Below are 23684 nucleotides of genomic sequence, written 5' to 3'. Positions count from 1 at the left end.
GAAATAACAATAAAAAGTAAAAAATGAACTTAACGAACGCCGAAGAACAACTCATGCAATATTTATGGAAGCTCAAAAAAGCGTTCATGAAAGATTTGCTCGATGCCTATCCAGATCCGAAACCCGCGCCCACAACCGTCGCGACGCTGCTCAAACGCATGGCGGACAAGAAATTCGTCGGTTATGAGGAAATCGGGAATTCACGGCAGTATTTCGCACTCGTCAAAAAGAACGATTACTTTTCGAGACACGTCAACGGGTTGATCCAAAATTTCTTTGGCAATTCCGCATCCCAATTCGCTTCCTTCTTTACGACCGAAACCGACCTTTCGGAAACCGAACTCAAGGAACTCCGCAAAATAATCGACGAGCAAATCAAAAAGAAACAGCAATGACCGATTTCCTGATTACTTCCATTTGTTGTCAGATCGCGCTTTTCGCCGTTTATAAATTGCTGCTCGAGAACGCCAAAATGCATACGTTCAGCCGATATTACCTGTTGTTCGCGCTGGTATTTTCGATTGCAATCCCATTCGTCAGAATTCAGGTCGAAACCGAAACCGTCGCACAAGCCGCACCCCAAATTTTACCGATGCTTCCGATGGCTTCTCAAATGATCGCTGCGGAAAATCCGAATCCGACCGATTATTTACAGATTTGTCTTTGGATGATGTATGCTATCGGATTGTGCATTTTCGGATATCGCTTCGCCAAAAACCTGTTTCGCATATTTTCAAGCATCCGAAAGAACAAAACCGAAGAACGGGACGGCGTCACGTATGTATTGCTTGCATCGGAAACACTTCCGCATACGTTCCTCAATTATATTTTCGTGAATGCCGACGATTTCAGAAACGGTCTGGAATCCCAACTTTTGACTCATGAAATCACGCACGTGAGACAGAAACACTCGTTCGACATTTTGTTCACCGAAATTCTAAAGACGGTTTTCTGGTTCAACCCAATGCTTGTTCTCTACAAAAAAACCATTCGACTCAATCACGAATTCCTTGCGGACGAAGCGGTTGTCGCCCATCACGACAGCATTTCGTACCAAGAATTGCTTCTTTCAAAAGCTCACATATCGAATGCCTTTTCTTTAGCCAGCAGTTTCAATTTTTCAATCACAAAAAAACGAATGATCATGATGACAACACGTACACCTTTGCCGAGCAAAATCGCCAAAACGTTCGGTATCGCGATCGCATTTTTCGCACTGACGACATTTTTCGCGGTGGAATCTGTGGCGCAAAACGTTCCGCCTCCGCCTCCTCCGCCTCCAAAACCGGTTGCGGCGCCAAGCCCGTATTATGCGCAAACGGTATTTTACATTTCGGACTCCGACGGTAAAACAGAAAAGAAGCGTTATTCAGATTTGACGGCTTCCGAAAAAGCGATGTTGCCTCCGCCTCCGCCGAGCCTTGCGCAAAACAACCTCAGCGAAAAGCAGTTTCGCGCTTTTTCAGATACAAAACGATATGCCGTTTGGATTGACGGGAAACACGTAAAGAACAGCGAACTCAAAAACTACAAAGCCTCTGATTTTGTAAGCACGCAAACCAGTAAAGTGTATAAAAATGCGCGTTCGGCACAGTTTCCGCAGCCGTATCAAACACAGCTTTATACCGAAAAAGGTTTTGACAAGCTCAAAAATGCGAACCAATATCCGAAAGTCCTCGAATGGCATTTCGACAAAAACGGCAACAGCAAGATCGGTTCTGGAAAAATTGGCGTACCTACGTTAAATCAATGGAAAGAAGCGGCTTCTCAAGACGAAAACGCTTCATTTCCGGGCGGAATGCCGAAGTTCATCGAGTTCTTCACGAAAGAATTCAAAACGCCACAAGGCCTTAATAAAGATTTGAAATTGGTAGTGTCATTCCTCGTTGAAACCGATGGCAGTTTGTCCGACATCAAAATCCTCAAAGACGGTGAAAACGGAGTCGGGCAAGAAGCGACACGCGTTCTGGAATCTTCGCCGAAATGGAATCCGGCGAAAAAAGACGGAAATGTAGTCGTTTCATCTTACACTTTGCCCGTTAGCCTAAAGGCGAAGAACTGAAAAAATCAAGCCCGTAAAGAATCCGCGATCATGCGGATTTTTTTATGGCGTAAAATCTTGTTCTCAACACAAATGCACCCAATTCCGTTTGAAAAACAACATCTTCAAATTTTTGGCGTTACATTTGTAAGCATCATCAATCAAAAAATCAAACGTATGTTGAAAGACTTTTTTATCGTGTGTTCGGGAGCCGACAAAAAGCTGCTCGAAACCTGTTCCGAAGGGGAACAAACCAAATTCGTAGGCATAGGCGCGACGGTTTTCTTTACGGCCGTCATGGCGTTCATCGCCGGTTCATATGCGCTTTACACCGTTTTCGACAATCTTTACGCAGCCGTGTTTTTCGGTTTCGTTTGGGGATTGCTCATATTCAACCTCGACCGTTTCATCGTTTCGACGATCCGCAAGCGCGACAGCTTTTCGGCAGAATTCGTGCAGGCGACACCTCGTATCGTATTGGCGGTAATCATCGCTATCGTCATTTCTAAACCACTCGAAATCAAGATTTTCGAAAAAGAGATCGATACGGTATTGCTCAAGGAAAAGAACGCGATGACGCTTGCCAACAAAAAGGAAGTCTCGAATTATTTCCAGTCGGACATCGACAAGAACAAAGCCCAGATCGACAGCCTTAAAACCGAAACAGGCCGCAAGGAAAAAGAAGTGAATGCGCTTTACGCCACGTATATTTCGGAAGCCGAAGGCACGAAAGGCACGATGAAAATCGGGAAAGGCCCGGTCTATAAGGAAAAAATCGCCAAACACGATTTGGCGCGTTCGGAATTCGAGACGTTGAAAAAATCGAACGATGCTAAAATCGTCGAACTCGAAGCCAAAAACAAAACGCTTCAAGCCGATTTAGACAAGAAAGTGACCGAAACCCAACCGGTAATCGACGGCTTCGACGGTTTGATGGCGCGTATCAATGCGTTGGATAAACTGCCTTGGCTGCCGTCTTTCTTCATCATGTTGCTGTTTCTGGCTATCGAAACATCGCCAATCATCGCCAAATTGTTGTCTCCGAAAGGCGAATACGATTTCAAGTTGCAGGATTTGGAAACAGCGCTCAAAGCGACGATCACGCAAGATGTTTACCAGCGTGAACTCTTGGTGAAAACGACCAATGGCATCAGCGATAAAGTCTACGCCGACATTGCCGACGACCGCGAAATCTTCAACAAACAGCGCATGGGCGTGAAAGGCTTGATGGACGCGCAATCGGAGCGATTTGTAGAGAAACAGAAGCAGACGCTCTAAGCTCAAAATAAATCCAAAGCATTTCTTAAGACGGGAAGCAACTCCCGTTTTAAGAAATTTTTTATTTTTAGGCTCAAACAGACATTCATGGCCCGTATTTTCTCATTCCTGCTTGTGGCATTGTTTGCCCAAAGCGTTTTTGCGCAAGACAGTTCTATGGTTGCCGTCGACAGCCTGAAACCGCGCCCATCGATTTGGGCAGACCTCAAGTATGACGGCGCCAGCGTTTATAAAGGTGTGCTTCATGCGTATTCCGAACCCGCTCATTGGGGAAAAGACGAATGGACAACGGCCGCGTGCCTCGGCGCTTCAACCACTATGCTATGGCTTGGAGATGAAGAAGTGGGCGAATACTTTCTCGATCAGGGCAAACAAGCTCCCGGGTTTTTGAAAGAAGGGGCGTTCTACTTTGGCAAACCGCTATACAACTACGGGATCACGGGCGGGATTTACGCTTTCGGGTTGTTGACACGCAACCAAAAAGTCAGGAAAACGGGGGTGTTGTTGATTTCCTCGGCCACTGCCGGCGGACTCATACAAACGGTGCTCAAAAATGCAGTAGGACGCGCAAGGCCGGGAACAGGTCGCGGTTCAGCCAGTTTCAAACCGTTCTCGAAAGAAGAAGGCTACCATTCGTTCCCTTCGGGGCACACCATCTTATCGTTTACGACGGCTTATGCGATTTCGAAACAGTTCAAAAATCCGTGGGTAAAAACCGGATTGTGGGCGCTTGGTTTGATTACACCCGTATCGCGTATGTGGGAAGGCGCACATTGGTCTTCGGATATCGGCGTCGGTGTCATCATAAGTGTGATAACCGTTGAAAGTATCGATAAATATTTGAACCGCGAACGCAATTACGACCCGTATCTCGCCAAAAAGAAGATTTCGTGGAATTTGAATTTCTCAAGGCAAACCATCGGATTGGTCGGGACTTTCTAAAATAAAAAAGGACAGACTCTCGCCTATCCTTATGCTATTTTTTACTTAGGATTTTACAAAAACGGCAAAATCTCCTTTTTCAAATTATCGTATTCGCCTTGCAGGATGAGTCCGTTGTCGAGCAAACGCTTGTAATTCTGCAATTTTTCAAAAAGTTCGTCTTTAGAAAGTTCGCTTAACGGTTTCTCCCCCGATTTTGCGGCTGCCGGCGCTTGCTCGATTTGAGGCACTTCGTTGACGAGTTGTTGTGCGGCCGGAATTAATTCGGCGAAATTCGTGACTTCTTCGGTTTCGACTTCTTCGACTTCGGGTTCTTCGACTTCGATTACAGGCTCTGGTTGAGCGACGATCGGTTCAGGTTGAGCGAATGTTTGCGCCGATTGCGGATTTGGGCCTTCCTTGAGTAATTCGAGTTGTTCCTTGGCGAACGTATAGATTTTACGTGCCTGGGCTTTCGGGATATAATCGATCGAAACCTGTATGTCGGTCTTGGTCGAAAACGAAAATTCCGATCCCAAAATATTCTCTTTTACGAATGTTCCTGCGATATCTTCCCAAGCGTAATCGGTGAAATCCATAGACAATCCGAGATTTTTCGGCTTGCACATGATGATGCGCTTGTTCGTCAAAACGATGCTGTCCGGGAAAACCGTCACGGGTTTTTTCTGGACGCCAATGTAGCCGACTTCCTCGTTTCGCATGAGCAAATCGTTGAGTTTGGACGTGATTTTCTCGACCGCTTTCGGGTCTTGTTCTTCGTTTAGGAAATTTTTTATCTGTTCTTTCATTTAAGGCTAAGTTTGGGCCGCTAAGCACAATTATTTTGCCACGAATTTCACGAATCGGCACGAATTATTTGTGGCATTCGTGAAATTCGCGGCGACTCGACAAAAGTAAACCTAATCGGTCGATTCCAAAATCTCCTTTTGCATTTTTTTAGTTAAGCTTTTGAACACCAAATCGTATGAGTGGTCGATTAATTCCCTAACGAGTTTATCCGATACGTCTCCGCCTAAAGTCACCGTATTCCAATGCACTTTGCTCATGTGGTAACCCGGGTTGATGTCGTTGTATTCGGCCCTCAATTCGGCGGATTTATCGGGATCGCACTTAAGGTTCACGCCAGGATTTCCCGATTCCCACTCGCGCAAAGACGAAAGTGCGAACATTTTGCCGCCCACTTTGAAAACCAACGTGTCCTCATCGAACGGAAAAGTTTCCTCGACGGCTTTTTTAGAAAGGCAATATTCGTAGAATTGCTGGATGTTCATTCTTTGGATTTAAAGATTAAAAGAATTACTGCTTCGGCTGAGATTCCTCGACTGCGCTCGGAATCACCAAATACAAAACCGGTTTCGACGGACTCGCATCATTCTCAAAAGACGCAATCTGCAAATTGAGCAAATATCTTCCGTCTTCCACCGAATCCGCAACGTAAACCATTTCGGTAATCGTGCAATCGAGACGTGCGCCGGGATTGAGATCGTTCACATCCGAAACATTCCAAAACGCCTTATGCGCAAGCAATTTCCCTTCGTCGTGTTCCTTGTCTACGCTCGGTAAATCGATAAGCAAATGCTTGACGCCGATTTCGCGCAAATACAAAGCGGCTTCCTCCAAAAGATACGGCCAATTCGTCTCGGAATACTTCTTCGATAATTTGCCGGATTCGTTCGGAAGCGTGCGGATGACGATGGCTTCGGGCGTTTTTCCACCTAAAGCACTTTCGATTTGCGCTCTGCGGATCACAAAATCCTCACCTTCATTTTCGGGCTTTACGGAAACGACTTCGGCCAAAAAGAAAAACGTCTTGAGGTTTTCGTTGATACTATAGAAATCACGTGTGATGTGGCCGAGACATTCGGTATGCGTGCCGTGTCCGTGCGGGTTGAAGAAAATGTTGTTGAAGTTCGTAGACGATCTGCCTTCGGACACTTTTCCGATCCAATCGCCAAATCGTACGGGTTCGATCGCGGGTTTTTCGATGTACCACGCGATCGGGTTCTTTTCGTCCGACGACAATGGAATTGAAATATCGAGCGGTTTTGACAGATCGACTTTGAAATTTTGTGCGTTATGGGTAATGTTGGCAATCATTGGGAATTGTTTGTGATTTCCAAAGATATTACAATCGAAATGGTTTTGCATGGACGAATTTTCTTATCTTTCTATTCTAAATCGCTGATTATGAAAACCTGTATCGCTTTTTTGTTTTTCACAGTCGCCGCGTCGGCTCAGAGTATGCAGCCGATTGTTTCGGGATCGCCGATCTTTTTCGGAAAAACGAATATTTTCAATTCCTCTTTGTATACGCTTACGACAGGATCGGCCGCCAATCAAACGGCTTTCGTATCCTATAACAATATGATGGGATATTACGATCAACTAAGCGCTTCCGGTTCAAAAATTACTTCGGTTACCTATCTCGACAATTTTTACCAAGGCGTCAGGGTCGATTCGTTCAATCCGAATGGCGCCACCGATTTGAAAGGAGGTCTGGTTGCAGGTGCTTTGAACCTGATTTTCAATGGAAATTCGGGGCGTTCTTTCTTCATCCGATAGCCGAAAACCCGCGCCAACACAGACTTTAATATAAATATCAAATAACTTTCACATAAAATCGTGTAAGAAACATCTTCGTTTATTTGCTTCACTTTGCAGCCGATAAATACGATTATGGAAACTACGATTACAATTGCGCGTTCGCAAGAGGATTATTTGGGAAAAGTTGTCGTTTTGGGCAAGAAAATGCTTGGAAAACTCGACATGCGCTCTACCAACGAACATTTTATTTTGCATTGGAAATTCAAGGCGCCCGAGTATAAGAATTTGTTTTTGAAGAAGGTTGCGGCGGAGTTTTCGAAGAATTGATCTTCAGACCCAAAACAAGTCCGATGCGATACCATCGGTCAGGAATTTGCCTTTTGGCGTGGCTTTGAGCACATCGTTTTCGAGAGACAACAAACCTTCGGACAAAAAGTTTTGGGCTTCACGCAACAGATATCCTTTGAAGTCCGATCCGAAATCCTGCTCTACTTTTTCAAGTGAAATGCCCCAAATCGTGCGCAGTCCCGTCATGACGTACTCGTTGTAGCGGTCTTTTTCGCTCAGGAATTCCGTTTCCGACGGTAACTCTCCAGAAGCGATTCCTTTCAAATACAAGCTGTTGTTGGCGACGTTCCAACTGCGCGATTTGCCGTCGAAACTATGAGCCGACGGGCCGATTCCGAGATACTTCTTACCAAGCCAATATGCCGAATTGTTACGCGAGAAATAACCGGGTTTACCGAAATTGGAAAGTTCGTAATGCACGAATCCATTGTGGTTCAAGGATTCTGTGAGGATACGGAAATGTCTTTCGGCAACCTCATCTTTGGGCGCATTCACTTTTCCTTCGGCGATCATTTTCTTAAGCGCCGTCTTGGGTTCGACCGTGAGCGCATAAGCAGAAACGTGCGGAATGCCGAACGAGAGCGCGGTTTTTATATTGGTTTTCCAACGTTCGTCATCCATCCCGGGAATGCCGTAAATCAGGTCGATGGTGATGTTGTCGAAGTGTTTTGCAGCTTCGGCCAAAGACTTTTCTGCTTCCGCGGAATTGTGCGCACGATTCATCATCTTCAGGTCTTCGTCGTAGAACGATTGGATCCCGATGCTGAGCCGGTTGACTTTCGATTCGGACAGCTCGAGGATTTTCTCGTCGGAAAGGTCGTCGGGATTGGCTTCTAAAGTAATTTCGGGATTATCCGAAACATCGAAATGCCGATAAACCGTTTCGATCAAAAAGTTGATTTCGGAAGCTGACAAAACGCTTGGAGTACCGCCTCCGAAGTAAATCGTCCCGACTTTTTGATCTGTAAATTCATGCTTGCGCAACACAAGCTCCTTGGCCAAAGCCGCGACCATATCATCTTTCTTCTTGAAGTTCGTCGAAAAATGGAAGTCGCAATAATGACAAGCCTGTTTGCAGAATGGAATGTGGATGTAAATGCCCGACATGGCGCAAAGTTACGACAGAATATTACTTTACGCGGTCTGAATTCTGTTTCACGAAAGCGTCCCAACCCGAATAACTTTTCGAGCCGACGGTTTTCCCCGAATTGAAAAAATGACATACCGCGGCGGCCAAGCCATCGGTAGAATCGAGGTTTTTAGGAAGCTCTTTCAAACCGAGAAGTTGTTGTAGCATTTTAGCGACCTGCTCTTTGCTCGCGTTTCCGTTTCCGGTGATCGCCATCTTGATTTTCTTGGGTTCGTATTCGGTGATCGGAATTTGGCGCGACAAACCGGCAGCCATCGCGACGCCTTGCGCACGCCCGAGTTTAAGCATCGACTGTACGTTCTTCCCGAAAAACGGCGCTTCGATCGCGATCTCGTCGGGATGGTGTGTTTCTATGAGTTCGATCGTGCGTTCGAAAATCACCTTGAGCTTGGTGTAATGATCGTCGTATTTAGACAGCAAAAGTTCGTTGAGCTGCAAAAAACTCATTTGTTTCCCAACTACTTTTATCAATCCGAAACCCATGATGGTCGTACCCGGATCGATGCCCAATATGATGCGTTCGTTTGCCAATTTGTCGTTTCTTTGCGGCATGGTTGCCTCTTCGCACAAAACTAAACAATATTGGGTTGCGCTTGCCAAAGTTTTGGTGCTCGTCGGCGCTTTTTATTACATCTGGAATGCGCTTGCGAATAACGACAAGCTCGATTGGCAGCAATTTCTCTCGACATTCAAAAACTGGATGTGGCCGTCGATTTTGCTCGTGCTGTTTTTGTCGTTCGCGAATCGTTTTCTCGAGATTTTGAAATGGCAGAATTTGGCCTCGACGATCCGTCCGATTTCGGTTGCGGAATCCACGAAACAAGTACTCGCAGCTTTGACTGCCGGACTTTTCACGCCTAACGGAATCGGCGAATACGGAGCGAAAGCCTTGTATTTCGAAAAACCGTTGGCCAAGAAAATCGTATTCCTGAATCTCGTGTGCAACGGCATCCAAATGCTTTTGAGCGTGCTTTTCGGGGTTTTCGGATTGCTGTATTTCAACGTGTATTTCGACGTGATCACTTCGCAAAACGTCTTGGTCATTTTCGGATTGGTTTGCGTCTTGCTTCTCGCTTCTTTTTTCTTCCGGAAGTTCACGATCCGAGGATTTTCAATCGAGAAACTCATCCATAAAACCAATCAACTTCCAAAGCGAATCCATCATAGGAATACGTTTTTGGCGATTTGCCGCTATCTCGTTTTCTCGCATCAATACTTCGTGTTGTTCCGCATGTTCGGCGTCGATTTGCCGTATCCGATCTTGATGTCGGCGATCACAAGCACCTATTTTCTCGCATCTTCGCTGCCGACGTTCCAGTTTCTCGATTTCGCGGTAAAAGGAGGCGTCGCGGTTTATTTCTTCGGATTGCTCGGCGTAAACGAATGGATTACCGTGTTCATCTCGACGCTCATGTGGTTTTTAAATGTAGTTTTGCCGGTGTCGATCGGCAGTTATTATGTCGTGAAATTCAAATCTCAATGGTCACAGTAGCAGTTCTTCTTGGTGTTTATGTACTGATTTATGTCGGATTCATTTTCGCTTTGGTTTCGGGTTTTTCAAAAGTGAAAACGTTCGAGCGCTCCGATTCTAAACCGAAAACTACTTTTTCGATCATCGTGCCGTTCCGCACCGAGGAAAAGAACCTGCCGATATTGCTCGAATCGTTCGAAAAACTCGACTATCCTAAAGATTTGTTCGAATTGATCTTCATCAACGACGCATCCGAAGATTTTTCCGAAAACCTCGTCAACAAATGGCGGATGGCCCACGGATCGTTCGCTACGACGATGATCGACAACATCCGATTGTCGGGTTCTCCTAAAAAAGATGCGATTTCGCGCGCGATTCCGATCGTGAAAGGCGATTTCGTGATTACTACCGATGCTGATTGTTCGGTCGATCCCGATTGGCTCAACACCTTCAACGATTTCATTTTGCAAAACGAGGCCGAAATGATCGCCGGGCCTGTCGTATACACAGGAAAAAACAGTTTCCTGCATCACTTCCAACGCTTGGATTTCCTGAGTCTGCAAGGTGTGACGATCGGAAGTTTCGGCATGGGGAAAGCATTTATGTGCAATGGGGCGAATTTTGCGTATACCGAGAAATTATTTCATGAGATCGGTGGGTTTTCGGGCGTGGACAATCTCGCCAGCGGAGACGACGTATTTTTGCTCCAAAAGGCAATTAAGGCGTTTCCCGAAAAAGTCGCGTACCTCAAATCGGGATCGGCCATCGTAAAAACCCAACCGACAAAATCGTGGTTTGAATTGTTCAACCAACGCGTGAGATGGGCTTCGAAAACCGTCGCTTACGAAAACGAATATGCCGAAAACCTTGCGCTCGTGACGTTTTTGGCGAATCTAGCATTAGTGATTTCGGTGATTTGTACGGCAACCGACTTTTTCGATTGGCGTTTGCCTCTGGCGATGTTCCTGCTAAAACTGGTTCCCGATTGGATCATGCTTGCGAAAGCGAACAAATTTTTGAACAACGGCAAATTCCTGTTTCCGGTTTTCGCTTCGATATTGTATCCGTTTTTCGTCGTGATCGTGGCGGTTTGGGCGTTGTTCGGGAAATATTCGTGGAAAGGGAGACGTTTTTCGCGTTAGTTTTGTTGATTTCGACGAAGGAGAAATCTCCTCCAATCGTCTGGTCGAGATTTCTCCTTCGTCGAAATCCCTAATCCTTAATCACCTCTTCACTTCCAAAACCACCGGTAAAACAAACTGTGTCTTTACAGGAATGTCGCGCTTTAGTGCAGGTTTTACAGGTGGAAAATCGGCAAGACGCGCCTGAAGTACGCTGTCTACCGTCGCTTTCCCGTAAATAAGGCTGTCGCTGAGTTTGGGCTCGAACTGTACGTGGGAATCGGGGAAAATCGTGACTTTCATTTGTATCGTATCCAAATCGGGATACAAAACCTTTAAAGGTTCGGCATTGAGCCTTTGCTGTATGTTGGTCACGAGAAAATCGAGGAAACACTGACGGCGCATCACTTTATCGGTAACCGAATCGCAATCGGCGACCGAAGGAAACTCATCCACTTCCTGCCAATTGATCGATTTCAATTCCTTTTCGAGCAATTCGTCCTTAGACGGCACCTGCTTGTCGAAATACTGACAGGAAACCATCAGCAGCGGCAAGCCGAAAGCGAGCGTCAATTTTAGGGTAAGGGTTTGTAATCGGCTCAAAATACGGCGTATCTTTAGGGAATCGTTCCCAAAAATAGTAAAAAATAGTTTCTATGGACTTGTTGCTCGCCATTCTCGGCCTGTGTTTGGTAATCGCCGGGATCATCGGCAGTTTTTTACCGGTCTTACCTGGTCCGCCACTAAGTTGGATCGGCCTGTTGCTGCTGTATTTGACGAAACCCGTCGAGATGAATTATTGGGTTTTGGGCATCACGCTATTCTTTACGATTGTCATTTCGATACTCGATTACGTGATCCCAAGTCAGGGCACGAAAAAGTTCGGCGGCAGCAGTTACGGCATTTGGGGCACGAACATCGGGCTTATCGTCGGGATTTTCGTTCCGATTCCAGGCGGATTCATCATCGGGCCGTTCGTGGGCGCATTTGTCGGTGAAATGATTTACAATTCACAAGACCACAAGCGCGCACTCAAGGCCGCGACGGGTTCTTTCATCGGGTTTTTAGCTTCGACGTTCGTCAAGTTCGTGTTCTGTATGATGTTGCTCGGCATCTTTTGTTACGTGTTCTTTGTGAACGCATCGGCATTCTTCGCATAAAAAAACCGGCCAATCGACCGGTTCTTTGTTTATTTCTTGAGGAGTTTCCTTGTGAATTTCTGGTTCGAATCGGTGAGGATTTCGAGGAAGTACATACCCGAGGTCGTTTTCGACAGATCGATCGTATCCGAAAATTCAGATTGTGCCACGATTTTGCCCGAAACATCATAAACCCTGGCCGATTTCACGTTCCCATTCTTCAAAGCGACGGTCACGAAATTTGAGGTCGGATTCGGATAAACGGCAACAGATTGTGCGTCGAATTCATCTACCTGCAACTGGTTTACGAACGTCGTCGTCCATTCGTTGGTCACGATCGCCGGATTGAAGTCAAAATAGATCGAAGCCGTGTTCGGGATGACATCGTTCACCTGATAACCCGCATCCGGCTTGACACGGAACTGAACGTAACCGTGACCGATCTGCGTGTTTTCTACAGACGGCGGCAACATAACGTTCGGCAAATTGAACACGAGCGAATTCCCGTTTCGCGTCAAAGTGCAATGGTCGCTAGATGAAAGCAGCTCTACCGTTTCCTCATTCAATTGCGAATCGAGCACGTCTTCGATACGGATGTTGTGGGCCGCGGCCGTTCCGGTGTTTTCGAATCGGATCGTGTAGTACAAATAATCGTTGGCAGAAAACGAACTGTGCAGAATTTGCGGGCCGTGAGCCTCCATTTTGTCGTTCGGATCCATCGACCCGATAATGTTCTGCGTCAATTGCGCGATATTGTTGTTCGTATTGATGTCTGAAGCCGAGGCGATCGAAACCGATGAATGCAATTGTTGTCCCAATTGTACGGTCGGAATCGTCGGAACCGTATAGGTAATGGTCACAGAACGCGTTTCAAAGGCATGCAAATTGGTGAAATCGAGCGTAAATCCTGTAGCGGTGTGGGTAATCGTGCCCTGTGAAGTGGCCGAAACGACGGGAATCGCAGCATCTTTGGTGTATGTCAACGTACCGGATGTGATAGTTTGCGTACCGTGGTTCGAAAACGTCACGACTTCGGATGCCATAAAACCGGGCATTGGCGATTGGGTCGAAACGATAGTGACGGCGGCATCTACAAAAGGGCTTGCAGTCGTCACGGGGAATTGCAGAACCGTAATTTGATCTGTAGCCGAAACATTGGAATACGTCGTCGAAGTCGAATATAAGGATGCATACGCCGGATTTACATCGAATCCGAAATCGTATGTATTTGCCGGGTTCGCCTCGTAAATAAAGTACGTGCCGTCTTGTGTGTATCCGTTAAGCTGAGTACCGTCGTTTACCGCATACGTAAATTTTCCCATCGGAAAATCGCCTTCGCCTACATCTTTCGTACCGTTGACGTTTTCATCGAGGAAAGCTTCGAGCCTGAAGCCTTGGCAAGTATCCGCAAAAACGAACTGTATCGGATAAACATCGTCGCAACCGTCCTGGCTCACGACAGCATAATACGTGGGCGCATCCTCGAATGTCGGGACATAGACCATCGTATCCAAGTCGACCTCGGTTTGCGTATTCGGATTGATCACTTGATCGAGCGACACAAAAACATGTACATCGCCTTCGGGAAGCAGCGGAACGATATCAGCCATATGGAATATGCCCGCATCGTTTACCACGCAGCCGTAAATCGTTCCAAGACTTGGTTGCATGTTGATCGTACGCAATGAAATCGGGCCTTCCCACATAACGGAGGCGTTGCAAGCGCTGCGATACCACAGGCTCAAATTGCCGCATTCGGTAACGGGCATAGTAAACGGAAACGTATCCGATGAAGCCGTTGGCGGAACCGCAGGAGTCGGTGGCGGCGCCCAACTCAACTGCACCAAAAATTCGACACTCGGTGAAACGGTCGGAGAGCACGTCACAGTCGTAGAATTGTTCGTCTGTTCCACGATATGGACTTCCTGTGGCGGAAAACATGAGCTTCCGCAAGACACCGTATTGAATTGGATCGGACCGGACCACGGGCTTTTTTCCACATCCGAACAAACGCTTCTCACATAGTAGGAATAAGGATAACCGCACTCCAAGTCAACGGCGACAAACGGATTGGACGTCGCCGGAATTCCGGGAGTATTTGCAGAAGGCGCGGGCGATCCCATGCTTCCGATCGCGATTTCCCACATCACGGCGTTACCGGTTTCAGTCCAGACGAGCGTGGCAGAGGTTTCGGTCACCTGTACAACCGTAAGATTTGTCGGTGCCGTACACTGGGCAGAAACGGCCAACGAAATCGTAAAAAATACAAAAGAAAGTAATGCTTGTTTCATAAGGCGTTGTTTGTGTGACGAATATAGCACAATTTAACAGACTGTCGGAAACTTCTTAAGGCGGATACTAAAATCGGATGTTTTTTGTTTTAATAGGAACCCAAATTGCAGGACATGGCCCCGACAAGACTTTCCCAACTATTTTTCGTGCCGATCTTATTGTTGCTTTTCGGCAGCGTTTCGTCCCAAAACCAAACTGCTTCATATTACGAACCTTGCAGTTATTACGGAGAGGATGTGTCGCATGAGATCAAGATGTATCCGGCCAGCGAACACGCCAAAAAAGTCATCAACGGTATTATTTCCGTTATCGGATTGCGTCCGAATTTCGAAATACGCGAAGCCAACGTTCCCAATGCGGCCGCCGTAGTGCTCGATTCCAAACGCTATATTTTATACAATGCCGAATTTATGGACGACATCAACACGGCTTCGGGAACGTATTGGGCCGGAATCAGCATTCTGGCGCACGAGATCGGACACCATTTGAACGGACATACGCTCGACAGCGACGGCAGCCGTCCCGACACCGAACTCGAAGCCGACGAATTCTCGGGTTTCGTACTCAACAAAATGGGCGCATCGCTTAAGGAATCACAGGCTGCGATGGCCGTAGCGGCTTCACAACGCGCTTCACACACGCATCCGGCAAAATCGGACAGGTTGCGCGCCATCGCCTTGGGCTGGAATACCGCCAACGGACAAGACGGTACGGTTTCGAAAAACGCCGATTCTCGCCGAAATGTCGAGCGTCCCGTCGTCGTGAAAAGAGAAGTCGAACAACCTGTGATCGAAGAACGCCGCATCGCATTCGACGTGAGTTTCACTTCAGATGACGGCGTCTATTACATCACAGACCAAGGCCATCTCATCAATGTGGAACAAGACGGATTTTACCTCATCGGCAACCTTTCCGAATCGAACAAAAGAGGCTACAAACTCATGATTTCCGACAAAAACTACAATTATCTGTACATCGCGACCGGTGGCGGAATTGAAAACGGCGTCGGAAAACGCGTCGGAACGATCCGCAAGCACGAGTTTTGATTCACTTCCTCTTCCGACAGATACCCATCTGTAAATTAACGTTTTAGAAATCAGTTTCATTTTGACAACTGACAGAAAAACAGTATATTTCGATCAATTTCCATCGCATTTTTAATCCTGCGCCTCACGACATGTCCTTTGATTCGTGCTTTTGAGTTCGGGCGCTTCCTTTCATCAGACTTTTACACTGCTTTTCTCGATTTGGGAAACAGCGTCCATTCCTTATTGCTAACAAAAACAACAACTTATGAAACGACTTCTACAATTTTGGTCGGTTATGCTGGTATCGGTAACCGCGATCGCGCAAGTTCCTTACATGGTCAAGGACATCAATTCAACGGCATACGTTTCTTATACCGGCAATCCGCAGTACATCACGGAAATGGGCGGAAACGTGTACTTCTCTGCCAAAACGTATACCTCCGGAACCGAACTCTGGAAAAGCAACGGTACATCTTGGGGTACGACCTTGCTCAAGGAAATCGCCGCAGGAGCGACTTCCTCCGATCCGAAGAACCTCACTAAAGTGGGAAATACCGTATTTTTCTCGGCCAACACCACCGAACTTTGGAAAACCGACGGGACTACGGCAGGAACGGTCCTTGTAAAATCGATGCCGAGCGACATGGCCAATTTCAAGGAATTTGGCGGAAACCTTATTTTCTCGACCTCGAACGGGCTGTGGAAAAGCGATGGAACAGAAGCGGGAACCACCCTTTTGCTCGACGGGACGACTTTCTCCATGTTTACGATCATCGATTCCATTATATATTTTGCCTGCACCAAAAGCCCTTACGGAAACGAACTCTGGAAAACCGACGGAACGCCAGCGGGAACACTACTGGTCAAGGACATCAATCCCGGGACTTCAGGGTCAGGCCCTTTCTCTCTTACGGTTCTGGGCAGTACTTTGTTTTTTGGCGCTGCCGACGCGACCCACGGAAACGAGCTCTGGAAATCGGACGGAACAGAAGCAGGAACGGTCATGCTCACCGACCTTTATACGAGCGGGAATTCCGTGTATCCCAATATCGCTGCTGCGGGCGGTGTAGTGTATTTTTCGGGAAGCAGTAACCACCCCATATACGGTGGCGAATTATGGAAAAGCGACGGAACGCCAGCGGGAACCGTTCTCGTAAAAGACATACGGCCCGGCTCTTTAGGGTCAAATCCAGGCAATTTTATCGAAAGGAACGGCTTGCTTTACTTTTCTGCGGATAACGCCTCGGACGGCAGGGAACTCTGGAAATCGGACGGCACGGAGACCGGAACCGTTATGGTGAGCAACATCTACTCGGGAGCGCCTTCTTCTGATCCACAAAATATGAAAATCATAAACGGGACACTGTATTTCTCGGCTCTTGGAGGCGCAAACGACCGCGAGTTGTGGACTTCCGACGGCACAACGGCAGGAACCGTCGTTGTCAAGGATATCAACCCAGGAGCTTCTTCAAATCCTGCTTTCCTGAGCGCTTGGAACGGCCAGATGATTTTTGCGGCCGACGGCGGCCAAGGCATCGAACTCTGGAAAACCGACGGAACGGCTGTCGGCACCAAAATAGTGAAAGACATCTACCAGGATTCCTCGGGATCGAATATTATGGAAATGGTTGCCTTCAATGGGGCGTCGTATTTTTGGGCCGATGACGGTGTACACGGTTTCGAAGTCTGGAAATCTGACGGCACAGAAGCCGGAACCGTATTGCTGAAAGACATTTATCCAGGAATGTATGGTTCGACTCCCTACCCTTCCCGATTCGTGCCATACAACGGCATGCTGTATTTCTCTGCCGCTAACGACACGCACGGCATCGAGTTATGGAAAACCGACGGAACCGAAGCTGGGACCGTGATGGCGGTGGATATTTCTGTCGGCGGTGGCAGCTCAAACCCTCAGGAATTTGCGATTTACAACAACCTGATGTATTTTCAGGCAACTGCAGGCGATGGCGAAGAATTGTGGAAAAGCGACGGAACTCCTGCCGGAACTTCCCTTGTAAAAGACATAGAAGCCGGCTGGACCGGTTCTTCCCCAAAAAACCTGACGGTGGTGGGAAACACGTTGTACTTCAGCGTCTATTCGGACACCGATAGCTACAGAAGCGAGTTATGGAAAAGCGACGGCACGACCGCCGGAACGGTTTTTATCAAACTCGTCTCGCCTACCGAATATTCAGAACCAAGCGAATTCAGGGCTTTCAACGGTGCACTCTATTTCGTGAATTCATATCCCGGCAACGGTATGGAACTCTGGAAGAGCGACGGGACAGCATCAGGTACAATATTACTGAAAGATATTTGGCCCGGCTCAACAGGCGGTATTGGTTATGAGTATGCCGTTTTGGGCAACTACATGTACTTCAACGCTACTTCCTCTTCAAACAACCAGGAACTTTGGCGCACCGACGGAACTACAGCAGGAACTGTCCTTTTCGCCGACATCAATCCTTCGGGAAGCAGCTCTCCTACCGGTCTCATGACATTTGGAGGCAATGTGTATTTTACGGCAACCAATCCAACGAACGGCCAGGAATTGTACAAAACAGATGGCACCATCACTTCGATAGTCAAAGAAATCGTAGTCGGTCCCGGTAGTTCAAACGCGGGTGCTTTGTTCGTACACAACGGCGAATTGCATTTTACGGCTTTGAATCCGGCGGGGACGAATCGCTCGCTTTGGAAAACGGATGGAACCGAAGCCGGCACCGTCCTGCTCTCCGATCAAAACATCGAAGGAGGTCCTTTCGTTTCTACCGGAAGCAAGATCTTTTTCCAAAGGGATTATTTCTCTACATCGCCTTACATTTTTTATTCGGCCGAACTTTGGGCTTTGGGCAATTGTGCCAAAACCAATGCGATCGAGACACAAGCTTATACTTCCCAGACCTTCAACGTGGAGACGCAGGCTGGTACGGAAAGTTGCCATTGCAACCTTTTCAACAAATTACTGGCGAGCCTCGATGCCACGGGCGCCAATCCTGTTTCGGGTACGGTGGTGATCAAACAATGGATCGAATCCGACGAGCCCGCTGGTATTTCTCGAAGGCATCATGAAATCAAGCCAAGCCTGAATCCGGATACGGCTACGGGTAAAGTGACCTTGTATTTTTCTCAAGCCGATTTTGACAGTTTCAATTTACAGATGCCAACCCCGTCAAGCCTTTTGCCACAAAACCCTTCAGATTCGCAAGGCATTTCGAACCTGCGCATCGGCCACAGGAAAGGCCAGTCTTCTGATACTACAGGCCTACCGAATTCGTATGTCGAGCCAGAAATCTCGATAAATCCCGAAGATTCCCATATTATATGGAATGCGTCACAGAACCGATGGGAAGTGTCTTTTGAAACGACGGGGTTCGGCGGTTTTTGGGTCAATACGGTCGGTTGCGAGGAAAACACTTATTACGCCGATACGGATGCCGACGGTTTCGGGGACGCGACCTCGTCTGTCACCTCGTGTATACAGCCAGAAAATTTTGTTTTGGACAATACCGATTGCGACGATTCTTCGGCAAGCGTTCATCCCGGTTCAACCGAAATCGCGTACAACGGCATAGACGAAGACTGCAACGGCACGATAGACGACGGCAGCCAGGTTTTTTCACAGGTTTTGCCTTCTCAATGCGGCACGACGCTTTCGTCCATCGGAACGCTTATAGGAGCGGTGAGTCATGGTTCGCCCGTGAACGGTTATCGCTTTAAAGTCGTAAACAATAGCGACCTTTCGGAACAGACCATCGACCGCAACGTGCCGAATTTCCAGCTTACCCAATTGCCTAATTACGATTATGCGGCGACGTATACGATTTCGGTCATGCTCAAAAGGAACGGTATCTGGCTTAATTATTACGGACCGAGTTGCCAGATTTCGACTCCGGCAATTTTGGATCCGGGCGGATCCGGTGCAATCGATCCGTCTCAATGCAACACAAGCCTGGCTTCGTTGAGCACGTTGATCGCGACGACGAGTCTTGCGGGCGTGACCCAATATCGCTTCCGGGTGACGAATCTCACCGATCCGGTTGGCGCAAATGCCGTCCAGGTTCTCGATCGCAACCAACATTGGTTTTCGCTCACGATGCTCGCGCGATACAATTACGGCACGACGTATCAGGTGGAAGTCGCGGTAAAAACCAACGGTTCGTTCTCGAATTACGGTTCGGCCTGCACTATCTCAAGCCCGACCGTACCGATGTTGATCGATTGCAACGCCGTGATCAATTCGGCCGGGACGCTTATCGCGACCTCGAGCGTATCTCATGCAAGTTCGTATCGTTTCGAGGTTACGAACATGAGTTCGGGCAATTTCGAAACCACGGTGATCGACCGCACGCAAAACTGGTTTACGTTCCATTTGGTGCCGAATTTTACGCCTTCGGCCGAATATGCCGTGAGAGTTGCCGTAAATACTGCCGGAAGTTGGTCGCCTTTTGGGGAAAGTTGCACGATAACCGCTCCTGGCGCGGCACGACAGATTGCGACAGACGAGAAACCGATTGCGCTTGAAACGGAATTTTCTGTTTTGGCGTATCCGAACCCGTATAGCAACGACTTCCGTTTGGATTTGGAATCCGCGGAAGCGAAAGCCGTCGAAGTCAAAATATACGACACGACGGGACGATTGATCGCGGCCCAAACCGTAGCGGCCGACGAAATCGAAAACCTCGAATGGGGTAAAAACCTGCCGTCGGGCGTTTACACGGTTTCAGTTTTACAAGGAATCCATTCGAAGACCTTGCGCGTGATAAAGCGATGATAAAACAAAAGCCTTCCACAAAACGGAAGGCTTTTTTATTCGTAAACAATTAGATTACAGGTTTATTTTACCACGAGTTTGCGTGTAAACTTGATTTTGTCGCGCGTGAGCACATCGGCGAAATACAATCCCGGAGCGGCCGAAGACAAATCGATCGTATTGTTTGAAGTCTGCAAAAGACGTTTGCCCGTTACGTCGTAAATGATAATCGTTTCGATGTCGGAATTGTCGTTGAACGAAAACGTCACGTAATCGTCTACGGGATTCGGATAGACGACGAGTGTCTGCTGTTTGAACTCATCGACCTGCAATTGGGAAACGAAAGTCGAGGTGAACGTATTGGTCACGATCGCGGGATTGAAATCGAAATAAATATGGGCGGTGTTCGAAATTACGTCGCCGACTGCATAACCGGGATTCGGCTTGACTTTGAACGTGATGTAGCCGTGTCCTACCGAAGAACCTTCTACAGACGGTTGCAGCAAAATATTTTCGAATCGCCAACGCAACTGGCTTCCGACGCGATCCAACGTATAATTGTGGCTCGCGCTCACCATACGCAATGTTTCGGCGTCGAGCTGTGCATCGAGCGTATCGTCTACGTGAATGTTTATGGCGCTTGCCGTTCCCGTGTTCTCAAATCGGATCGTGTAATACAGATAATCGTCAGACGTGAATGACGAATGCAGGATTTGCGGGCCGCGGGCTTCCATTTTATCGTTCGGATCGTAGGAACCGATGACGATCTGGGCCGAAGTGGACGTGTTATTTTCTGTAGTGACCTCGCCCGAAACTCCGGCAATCGAGACCGTATTGGTCAATAAGTCGTCCAAATTGACGGTCGGAATCGTAGGGATTTGCATCGTCACGGTAATTTCACGCGTTTCGAAAGGTTGCAAGTTTGTGAACACATATGTGAATCCGTTGGGCGTGTTTACGATACCCGATTGGGAAACGGAAACGATCGAAACCGCCGCATCATGCGTAAATGTAAGCGTTCCCGAAGCCACGGGTTGATTTCCTGAATTCGTGTATCGGATCGTGTTGTCGTACGTAAAACCCGGACGCGGCTCTTCATTCGGAACAATCGTCACGGCCACGTCGTTATAAACTTGTGCGATCGTGACCGGAAACGGATAATCCTGTAATCCGGCGCCTTCGACCGCACTGACATCGGCATACGAATTCGTCGTGAGGTTGTAATACGATGCATATTCGGAATTCACGGTGTAATTCAGATCGTAGGCATTCGACGTATTGGTGTCGTAAATGCGATGGATGCCCGTCGGTGACGTGATGTTGTGCACGATTCCGTTCCCGTTCTTTTCGTAGTGGAATTGACCCAGGTTGAAATTCGCTTCGGAAGCTTCTTTCGTACCGTTTCCGTTCGCGTCCAAAAACGCGTTCAAACGCAATCCAGTACAATTGATCTCGCCTTGACTGTTGTTCGTCTCGGAAACGCGGATATAACCGGGAACACCGTCGTAATTCGATGCCATGATCAGATAATACTGACCGGGCTGCGTATTTGGGATAGATACGACTTCTGACAACGAGGCCGAATAACTGCAATCGACGATTTTGTCGGTCGTAAGTTGTGTGCAGGCGTCCGAAGGATTGGCAAACGGTCCGTAGCAGATGAAGTCGATGTCGAGATTGGCTTCGGAAAAATTGATGTCGGTGCTTTGCTCGATCAAAAGTTCGATGTTGCCTGCTCCGCTTGTCGAAAAGTAAAACCAAGTCGGATCGTAAGTCGTATCCATGCAACCGTAATCGTTTCCGGATTCGGCTTGGTCAACGCCCGTCGTATTGGCAAACGGCACGCCCAACGCATCACACAGCGAATTGGCGCCGATGCAGAACGCGGGATTATCGCAATTGGCAAGCGCGTTGATTTGCATCGTGTACACAAAATCACAGCCAACTCCGTAATCTTCGCGTATGTAGATGGTGCTGCTGCCACTCGCCGAACTGACCGCATACGCGGCTGGCTGAGCTATTGCATTTTGTTCTCCTATCGCATTTTGCAGCGTGGTATAATAGGTAAGCGTGCCTGAACCAAGTTGGGATGCCGCGACGGTCAAATCGAAAACGATCGTACCCGTTCCTTCCTGATCGCATTGGGTAATCGGGCTCAATGGCAAATCGCTTGTGTTGACCGTAGAAACGATAATATCGAACGTATAGATGTTTTGCGTTCCGGCGAAGAAGTCGTTCACCGCAACGTACAGCGTTTGCGTACCTACAGATTCCGCAATGCAATATTGGGTCGTGTCGAGAATCGGATTGTCGCCGTTTTCGGCATCGGCTTGACTGGTATGATAGGTGATTTCGACTTCCCATGCTTCGGAGCTTCCCAAAACGAGTTCGTCGTTCGCACTAAGGTCGAAACAGGCCGTACCGTCTTGTGCACAAGCGTACAAATCTTGAGGATCGCCAACCGAACCCGGACAACCCGTCGTAGAGAAAGTCACCGGCATCGACCAATCGCTGTTCGAAGTGGCGCAAACCGCACGCACGTAAACGTCGAAACTTTCGGGACATTCAAGCCCGGTGAGCGTTGCGGGATTGTTCGAGACGATGACGCCTTCCATCGTCGGAAGCGGAAACGGTCCGCCTGCGTAAAGCACGAGGATTTCCCATTGGGTTTCGGAACCGTTTGCGGTCCAGGCGAACGAAGCCGATTCTGTGGTTATGTTCGAAATTTGCAAAGCCGTCGGCGTTTCACATTCTTGCGCGTGGATTCCGAATACCGATAAAAAGAACAATAAAAAAAATAGAGGTGTTTTCATAAGCTGCCTTTAGTGTATAATAAGTTAAGCACGATTTCACGAACTAGACACAATTGTGGCAAAAAACCCCACCTTGAAATTTAAATTTTAACGTCTGACAAGCTTTTCAGACGCGATCCATAAACAGAAATCGTTTATTCGGAAGCCCGCATCTTATCGAGGCTTAACCCGTATTCTTTGATACACGAAAGTAGAAAAGCACCTGCACTTGCCGTGAATACGGAATAATCCAACGGTGCTTTGATCGAAAATCCGAACGTCATCGCCAATCCGAACATGAGCAACAGAATTCCCGAAGTAGCCGCGGCGATCCTGGTTTTATATCCGATCAGCAAAAAAAAGGGAAGTGCAATTTCGAGTGCGGTCGCCGAAACGGCCAAAATCCCGAGTACTTGTGACGGCATGAAACTGTTTACGGAAGCCGAATACGCTAAAAAGTTTTCCCAGTTTCCCCAAGCTACGAAAGGTTCGCCGGGATTTCCCCACAAACCGAAACGATCCGCGACAGCCGAAAAGAAAGAAACCGAAAGCGAAATCCTCAAGAATAATTGGGCGATATGCATTGTTTTTGATTCCATCGTATTGAAGTTTTATACACACAAAGGAAATCCATGTAAACCCGAAAAAACTTGAAGGAGTTCAAGAAAGGTCTATAAATGTAAAAAGCTATCTATAAATGGAAAGCTTTTTCCCGAAGCGTCGGGAGACTAACTACCAAACCACAATCGGAATGCCCATAAATGCAAAAAAGCTATCTATAAATG

General features: G+C 47.6%; 20 protein-coding genes. 11 read left to right on the top strand and 9 right to left on the bottom strand.

Annotation, left to right across the window (positions count from 1 at the left end; genetic code table 11):
• Positions 1-23: 23 nt before the first annotated feature.
• The 4 genes from HZF10_RS07155 to HZF10_RS07140 all read left to right on the top strand — a co-directional run bounded on the left by HZF10_RS07155 (position 24) and on the right by HZF10_RS07140 (position 4261).
• The gene (locus HZF10_RS07155; RefSeq protein WP_176005515.1) at positions 24-395 is read left to right on the top strand and encodes a BlaI/MecI/CopY family transcriptional regulator; all 372 of its coding nucleotides are present in this window, start codon (positions 24-26) and stop codon (positions 393-395) included.
• The gene (locus tag HZF10_RS07150) at positions 392-2062 is read left to right on the top strand and encodes a M56 family metallopeptidase (RefSeq protein WP_176005514.1); all 1671 of its coding nucleotides are present in this window, start codon (positions 392-394) and stop codon (positions 2060-2062) included. The genes HZF10_RS07155 and HZF10_RS07150 overlap by 4 nt, the downstream gene beginning before the upstream one ends.
• 156 nt (positions 2063-2218) lie before the next feature.
• Positions 2219-3319, top strand: a complete 1101-nt coding sequence (locus HZF10_RS07145) for a DUF4407 domain-containing protein (RefSeq protein WP_176005513.1) — start codon at positions 2219-2221, stop codon at positions 3317-3319.
• An 87-nt stretch (positions 3320-3406) separates the two neighbouring features.
• Positions 3407-4261 (top strand): phosphatase PAP2 family protein, encoded by an 855-nt coding sequence (locus tag HZF10_RS07140; RefSeq protein WP_176005512.1) that lies wholly within the window; start codon positions 3407-3409, stop codon positions 4259-4261.
• A gap of 53 nt (positions 4262-4314) precedes the next feature.
• On the opposite strand, the gene HZF10_RS07135 is transcribed toward HZF10_RS07140, so the two are convergent.
• The 3 genes from HZF10_RS07135 to HZF10_RS07125 all read right to left on the bottom strand — a co-directional run bounded on the left by HZF10_RS07135 (position 4315) and on the right by HZF10_RS07125 (position 6358).
• Positions 4315-5049 (bottom strand): PH domain-containing protein, encoded by a 735-nt coding sequence (locus HZF10_RS07135; protein WP_176005511.1) that lies wholly within the window; start codon positions 5047-5049, stop codon positions 4315-4317.
• A gap of 111 nt (positions 5050-5160) precedes the next feature.
• Positions 5161-5532 carry an MmcQ/YjbR family DNA-binding protein gene (locus HZF10_RS07130; RefSeq protein ID WP_176005510.1) on the bottom strand — a complete coding sequence of 124 codons (372 nt, stop codon included), beginning with the start codon at positions 5530-5532 and terminating at the stop codon, positions 5161-5163.
• 25 nt (positions 5533-5557) lie between these two features.
• Positions 5558-6358, bottom strand: a complete 801-nt coding sequence (locus HZF10_RS07125) for a cyclase family protein (protein WP_176005509.1) — start codon at positions 6356-6358, stop codon at positions 5558-5560.
• 90 nt (positions 6359-6448) lie between these two features.
• On the opposite strand from HZF10_RS07125, the gene HZF10_RS07120 reads away from it, so the two are divergent.
• Positions 6449-6823, top strand: coding sequence for a hypothetical protein (locus HZF10_RS07120; RefSeq protein WP_176005508.1), 375 nt, complete (start codon positions 6449-6451; stop codon positions 6821-6823).
• Positions 6824-6937: 114 nt separating this feature from the next.
• A complete protein-coding gene (locus HZF10_RS07115) occupies positions 6938-7132 on the top strand; it encodes a hypothetical protein (protein ID WP_176005507.1) in 195 nt (64 codons plus the stop codon).
• A gap of 3 nt (positions 7133-7135) precedes the next feature.
• Here the strand turns inward: HZF10_RS07115 and hemW are convergent, their stop codons facing one another.
• On the bottom strand, positions 7136-8260 hold the full coding sequence (gene hemW / locus HZF10_RS07110; protein WP_176005506.1) for a radical SAM family heme chaperone HemW: 1125 nt from the start codon (positions 8258-8260) through the stop codon (positions 7136-7138).
• 22 nt (positions 8261-8282) lie between these two features.
• Positions 8283-8834 carry a crossover junction endodeoxyribonuclease RuvC gene (gene ruvC / locus HZF10_RS07105; RefSeq protein WP_176005554.1) on the bottom strand — a complete coding sequence of 184 codons (552 nt, stop codon included), beginning with the start codon at positions 8832-8834 and terminating at the stop codon, positions 8283-8285.
• Positions 8835-8853: 19 nt separating this feature from the next.
• On the opposite strand from ruvC, the gene HZF10_RS07100 reads away from it, so the two are divergent.
• Together HZF10_RS07100 and HZF10_RS07095 are read left to right on the top strand one after the other, a co-directional pair.
• Positions 8854-9795, top strand: coding sequence for a lysylphosphatidylglycerol synthase transmembrane domain-containing protein (locus HZF10_RS07100; RefSeq protein WP_176005555.1), 942 nt, complete (start codon positions 8854-8856; stop codon positions 9793-9795).
• Positions 9783-10916 carry a glycosyltransferase family 2 protein gene (locus HZF10_RS07095; RefSeq protein ID WP_176005505.1) on the top strand — a complete coding sequence of 378 codons (1134 nt, stop codon included), beginning with the start codon at positions 9783-9785 and terminating at the stop codon, positions 10914-10916. Before HZF10_RS07100 ends, HZF10_RS07095 begins: the two co-directional genes overlap by 13 nt.
• 81 nt (positions 10917-10997) lie before the next feature.
• On the opposite strand, the gene HZF10_RS07090 is transcribed toward HZF10_RS07095, so the two are convergent.
• Positions 10998-11498 (bottom strand): hypothetical protein, encoded by a 501-nt coding sequence (locus HZF10_RS07090; protein ID WP_306454591.1) that lies wholly within the window; start codon positions 11496-11498, stop codon positions 10998-11000.
• 53 nt (positions 11499-11551) lie between these two features.
• Here HZF10_RS07090 and HZF10_RS07085 point away from each other — a divergent pair, with 53 nt between their 5' ends.
• Positions 11552-12055 carry a DUF456 domain-containing protein gene (locus HZF10_RS07085; protein ID WP_176005504.1) on the top strand — a complete coding sequence of 168 codons (504 nt, stop codon included), beginning with the start codon at positions 11552-11554 and terminating at the stop codon, positions 12053-12055.
• Between the two features lie 29 nt (positions 12056-12084).
• On the opposite strand, the gene HZF10_RS07080 is transcribed toward HZF10_RS07085, so the two are convergent.
• Positions 12085-14325 (bottom strand): T9SS type A sorting domain-containing protein, encoded by a 2241-nt coding sequence (locus HZF10_RS07080; RefSeq protein ID WP_176005503.1) that lies wholly within the window; start codon positions 14323-14325, stop codon positions 12085-12087.
• Between the two features lie 114 nt (positions 14326-14439).
• Here HZF10_RS07080 and HZF10_RS07075 point away from each other — a divergent pair, with 114 nt between their 5' ends.
• Complete coding sequence (locus HZF10_RS07075; RefSeq protein WP_176005502.1) at positions 14440-15372, top strand: M48 family metalloprotease; 933 nt, start codon at positions 14440-14442, stop codon at positions 15370-15372.
• A 247-nt stretch (positions 15373-15619) separates the two neighbouring features.
• On the top strand, positions 15620-20128 hold the full coding sequence (locus tag HZF10_RS07070) for an ELWxxDGT repeat protein (RefSeq protein ID WP_176005501.1): 4509 nt from the start codon (positions 15620-15622) through the stop codon (positions 20126-20128).
• 62 nt (positions 20129-20190) lie between these two features.
• On the opposite strand, the gene HZF10_RS07065 is transcribed toward HZF10_RS07070, so the two are convergent.
• Both HZF10_RS07065 and HZF10_RS07060 read right to left on the bottom strand, forming a co-directional pair.
• A complete protein-coding gene (locus tag HZF10_RS07065) occupies positions 20191-22920 on the bottom strand; it encodes a DUF7619 domain-containing protein (RefSeq protein WP_176005500.1) in 2730 nt (909 codons plus the stop codon).
• 134 nt (positions 22921-23054) lie between these two features.
• Entirely contained in the window at positions 23055-23498 is a 444-nt protein-coding gene (locus HZF10_RS07060) for a DoxX family membrane protein (RefSeq protein ID WP_176005499.1), read from the bottom strand.
• Positions 23499-23684: the final 186 nt, after the last annotated feature.

Origin of the sequence: Flavobacterium agri (assembly GCF_013401995.1) — a bacterium.
Classification (GTDB): domain Bacteria; phylum Bacteroidota; class Bacteroidia; order Flavobacteriales; family Flavobacteriaceae; genus Flavobacterium; species Flavobacterium agri.
The sequence above is the reverse complement of the archived record's forward strand: the minus strand, read 5'-3'. Positions and strand labels throughout refer to the sequence as shown.